The following is a 5331-nucleotide window of genomic DNA, read 5'->3' on the forward strand; positions in this document are numbered from 1 at the left end:
AGGATCACCGTTATGCCATAGTCTATACCTCTACTGGTAACGATGATCAAGAACCAGGATTCCGGCTGTAACCAGAACCCTGGCGTATATCAACTGTAATTGATATCAGTTCGGGATTACCAATTTCTTATCGCTATAACAATCAACTATTAACCCAAACAACCCAAATGTATGAATTTTTATACACTTAACAGGCTTTTGCTCGCTATGAAGCTCACCACTATCCTAGTCTTTGCCGTCATACTTCAAACTTCTGCTGCAGGATATGCACAGAGGTTAACTTTAAATACTAAAAACGAACCTTTAGAGCATGTTTTTAAAACCATTAGTAAGCAAAGCGGTTACGACTTTGTTTACAATGATTTTGACCTCAGAGGCCTTAAAGTATCCAGCCTTCAATTGAACAACGTGAGCCTCGAAAATGGCTTACAGGCTTGCCTGGAGGGGCAAGACCTGGGCTATCTGATTAAAGACAAGACCATTATTATTAAACGAAAAGAAAAGAGTCTTTTTTCAAAACTATCCGATTTGATTGGCTTTGCAGGTCCGGTAAAGGGCGTAGTTATTGATGAGAACGGACACGGTCTTCCGGGTGCAGTAATCAGAATTAAAGGTGGACAAAGAATATCGAACACCAACAATGACGGAGAGTTTATCATTAATGTTCCCGAAGGAACCGTACTTGAAATTTCCTATATAGGTTATAAAATACAGGAAGCAGTGGTTACCAAAGGCACCACCAAACTGAGCATCAGCCTGTCCCCTGATATTTCCAAACTGGATGAAATTTCGGTAGAAGGATACCGCAAAGGTTCTCAGCGTTTGGCCACAAGTAATATCTCCAAAATAAGCGGAGATGAACTGATGAAACAACCGGTATCTAATCCTCTGCAGGCCCTTGAAGGACGTATACCAGGTATGGTGGTTAGCCAGGTAAGTGGCGTTCCGGGTGCACGATTAAATGTACAGATTCGAGGAAGGGCCAATTTTGATAAAAACCTAACTTCAGATCAGCCGCTGTTTATTCTGGATGGTGTGCCTATGGCGGCCGGAAACGACAAAGTTAACCTGATCGGCGGGCCGTTTGGTCCTGGTACAACAGACGGGCTAAGTGCATTCGCGGGAATCAATACTGCAGACATTGAGAGTATAGATGTGCTTAAAGATGCAGATGCAACTGCAATTTATGGCAGCAGAGGTGCCAATGGAGTGATTTTGATTACTACGCGAAAGGGCAAAGCAGGCAAAATGCGTTTAAATGCGAATGTAACATCCGGTGTAAGTACGGTTACCAGAATGGCTAAAATGCTAAATACAGAACAATACATTGCGATGAGAAAGGAGGCCTTTGCTAATGACAAAATTACGCCTACAAACTCTAATGCTTATGACCTGAAGTTGTGGGATAACAACCGTTATACTGATTTTACAGACCTCCTGGTTGGAAACAATGCTCATACCAATGACGCACAGCTTACCTTATCGGGCGGCAGTAAATCTACACAATACCGGATCGGAGGTGCCTATCATAAAGAAGGAACAGTTTGGCCTGGTGACATGTCCAGTGACCGTGGATCTTTTAATCTTAATATCCACAACACTTCACAGGATGAAAGATTTACAATGGACCTCTCTGCACTTTACGGCACCAATCAGAGTAATCTCACCGCTCTGGACCTCGCATCAGCAGTAGTACTTCCGCCTAATTTTAAGTTATATGATGAGAACGGAAAACTGGCCTGGAACGAGGGTAATCTATATATCCAGAAAGACAATCCACTGGCAACTTTAAACCAGGTGTATCTATCAAAGATGAGTAACATCAATGCAAATCTGGTGCTGAATTACAAACTATTGAAAAATTTGGATATAAGGAGCAGCTTTGGTTACAATATGACGCAGAACGATGAGAAAAGATTAACACCTTTATCTGCCCAAAACCCGATGGCGTCAAATTTAAGTGGTTTTAGCTCATTTGGAAATAATCAGTTAAAAAACTGGATCATCGAACCGCAGGCAGAATATACGGGAAATATAGGCAAGGGAAAATTGAATGTTCTTTTGGGTGGGACCTTTAACCAACGTAGCACGGCTGGTCTGGTAGTGAATGCCAAAGGCTATACCAGCGATGAATTAATCGGCTCTATTTCAGGAGCTTCCTCTACCGGTATAACAGCAAGCAATACAGCTTCCGTTTACAGATATCAGGCAGTATTTGGAAGGATCAATTACAATTGGGAGGACAAATACATTGTGAATTTTACAGGAAGACGAGATGGTTCGAGCCGTTTTGGGCCTGATTACCGCTTTTCCAACTTTGGTGCCATTGGTGCCGCCTGGGTTTTCAGCAATGAAGCTCCGCTTAAAGACAATAAAGTCTTAAGTTACGGGAAATTAAGGGGAAGTTATGGATCTACCGGAAACGACCAGATCGGTGAATATCAATATTTGGATGCCTGGGTAACTGCAGGTAACTATGCGGATTCAGCTACTTTATACCCTAAAAAACTATACAACCCAGACCTGCACTGGGAGCGGAATAAAAAATTGGAGATTGGTATTGAACTGGGTTTCTTTAAAGACAGAATCCTATTTACCGGATCTGTTTATCAAAACATCTCTTCCGACCCTCTGGTTTCTTATGGATTGCCAAAAATAACCGGATTCTCTACCATCGTGAGGAACTTAGATGGTGTAGAAGTGCAAAATCGCGGGCTGGAACTCACATTAACCAGTTATAATTTTAGAAAGGGACCACTTACATGGACCACAGATTTTAACATCACTTTACCACAAAACAAATTAAAGAAATATCCGGACCTTGAAAAATCCACCTACTTTAACAGCTATGCAATTGGTCAGTCCTTAAACAGGATCTTCGCAGCCCAGTTTACGGGTGTTGATCCTGCTACTGGGTTATATACTGTTAAAGATGTAAACGGAGATAACCAGGCGACCACAGCAGATTATGGAGTTATTGGTTCTTTGGATCCTACATTCTATGGGGGGATCAGTAATAACTTTAGCTACAAAAGGTTTAACCTGAGTTTTTTCCTTCAGTTTACCAAGCAATTGGGAAGAGACTGGAGAACCAATAATTTATACAATCCTCCAGGTAGTGCTTTCAATGTTCCTGAACTCGTTTTAAGTCGCTGGCAGAATCCCGGAGACATTACAGACGTGCAAAAATTTACGACCACACAGGGTGCTATTTATGGTACAGCAGGTTTTTACCCCTATAGCTTTTCTGGTGGCTCTTATACAGACGCCTCCTATATCAGGTTGAGGAATGTATATCTATCTTATGATATTCCAGTCAAATGGCTAAGCGTAGTGCACATCAATTCCTGCAAATTCTATGTTCAGGGACAGAACCTGTTTTTGATTTCCGGCTATAAGGGCGGAGATCCCGAAACCCAAAATTACACCAGGATGTCTCCTTTACGGACGATCACGGGCGGTTTACAATTGACACTTTAATTTTAATGATCATGACTATTCATCATATATATATCAAAACCGGATTGGCATTTGCCATTTGTTTAACCTTATCTGCTTGCAAAAAGTTTGTAGAGGTGTCGGAACCGATTGATCAGATTTCTACCGAAGTGGTATTTCAAAGCGATTCTAAAGCAGCTTCGGCAGTAAGGGGCTTGTACGGAGAAATGGTAGGAAGCACCGGATTTTTCACTTCTGTACTTGGCTTTAGTGGTGCTGTACAGATTTCTGCAGGGGTTAGTGCCGATGAACTTACACTGAGTTCCTCTGGCAACCAGTTTAATGAGTTTTATACCAATGCCATTTCCTCTTCAAATGGAGTAAATGAAGGCAGTATCTGGGGTCCAACTTACAATGTGATTTATAATACGAACGCTGTAATTGAAAGCCTTGATAAATCGCCAGGTGTAAGCGCCACAGGAAAAAAACAGCTTACCGCTGAAGCGAAATTCGTTAGAGCCTCCAATTACTTTTATCTGGTGAACCTGTATGGGGATGTACCTATGCCAACCACAACAGACTACCGGTTAAATGCAACTTTGCCAAATATACCTGCCGAACAGATCTACAGTCTTATCCTCGAAGACCTGAAATATGCGAAGGATAATCTCAGTCCTGCATATATCGGGACCCAGCGCCTGAGGGCCAATAAATATGCAGCTGAAGCCCTGCTTGCAAGAGTGTATTTATACAAAAAAGATTGGGTAAATGCAGAAGCACTGGCAACAGAGGTAATAGATGGGGCGGGCAAAACGATGTATGATCTGGAACCTGATCTCAACAAAACTTTTTTAACCAGCAGCAAAGAGGTCATATTGCAATTACAACAGCCAGGTACTAATCTATACACCTGGGACGGGTATAATTTCATTTCTTCGGGCATTCCCCAATATCCAATCTCTGATGCTTTATACAATTCTTTCGAGGCTAACGATCAAAGAAAAACAAGCTGGATTAAAACCAATACTATAACAACCGCCGGGGTTTCAAAGAACTACAATTTCCCCTTCAAGTATAAACTGAACAGCGGTACAGGAACGACGAGAACCGAATCCATGGTATTTTTACGTCTTTCAGAAGTTTACCTGATCCGTTCGGAAGCCAGGGCACAACAATCTAAATTAACAGAAGCCATTGCAGATCTTGATGTAATAAGAAAAAGGGCAATAAATACAGCACCTTTTCCTTCCACCGATCCTGGCACTGGAAAAGATGGACTACTTGGTCTGATTGCACATGAACGTTTTGTTGAACTCTTTACTGAAGTCGGACATCGTTGGCTGGATTTGAAACGAACAGGAAAAGCGGATGAAGTGCTGAGCAAAAAACCAAACTGGAGACCGCAGGCCAAATTATATCCGATTCCTAAAAGTGATATTGACAAAAACCCCTTCCTAAAACAAAATCCTGGTTACAACTAATTTGAAATTAAATGAAACTATCATATGCTATACTTGCCACACTTATATTTTCAAATGTTGCAAGTGCTTTTAGTCAAACAATAAGTAAAGACAGTACAAAAGCAAAACCTTATGTGCCCAGCCCGGTATTAAAAGGTTTTTATCTCGTAAAGGAATTGCCTGAAAAGATCAGAATTTACAATACTTCATTACAGCAATATCCTGATACCGGACGCTCCGCAACCATTGGTTATACTTATGCAAGGATCACCATTGCAACGGAATATGCAAAATCCGGAGATGTTAAATCTGCAGAAAACTGGCTCAAAAAGATCCCTGTTTTAACCTACTACAATCAAGGCGTGCTAAGTGTTGCTGCTGAGATGAATAAAAGAGGTGAGTCTGCCTATGCTGAACGGGTTTTAGCGCCTAT

The 5331-nt window shown here is 41.5% G+C and carries 3 protein-coding genes; all 3 read left to right on the forward strand.

Translation table 11 applies throughout. The features are described 5' to 3' along the window. Nucleotides 1-171: 171 nt before the first annotated feature. Entirely contained in the window at nucleotides 172-3480 is a 3309-nt protein-coding gene (locus VNZ46_RS19445; RefSeq protein ID WP_325561727.1) for a SusC/RagA family TonB-linked outer membrane protein, read from the forward strand. 11 nt (nucleotides 3481-3491) lie between these two features. Further along, nucleotides 3492-4919, forward strand: coding sequence for a RagB/SusD family nutrient uptake outer membrane protein (locus tag VNZ46_RS19450; RefSeq protein WP_325561729.1), 1428 nt, complete (start codon nucleotides 3492-3494; stop codon nucleotides 4917-4919). 11 nt (nucleotides 4920-4930) lie between these two features. Beyond that, the coding region (locus VNZ46_RS19455) for a hypothetical protein (RefSeq protein WP_325561732.1) at nucleotides 4931-5331 on the forward strand (401 nt) is incomplete at its 3' end.

The organism is Pedobacter sp., assembly GCF_035566355.1.
Classification (GTDB): domain Bacteria; phylum Bacteroidota; class Bacteroidia; order Sphingobacteriales; family Sphingobacteriaceae; genus Pedobacter.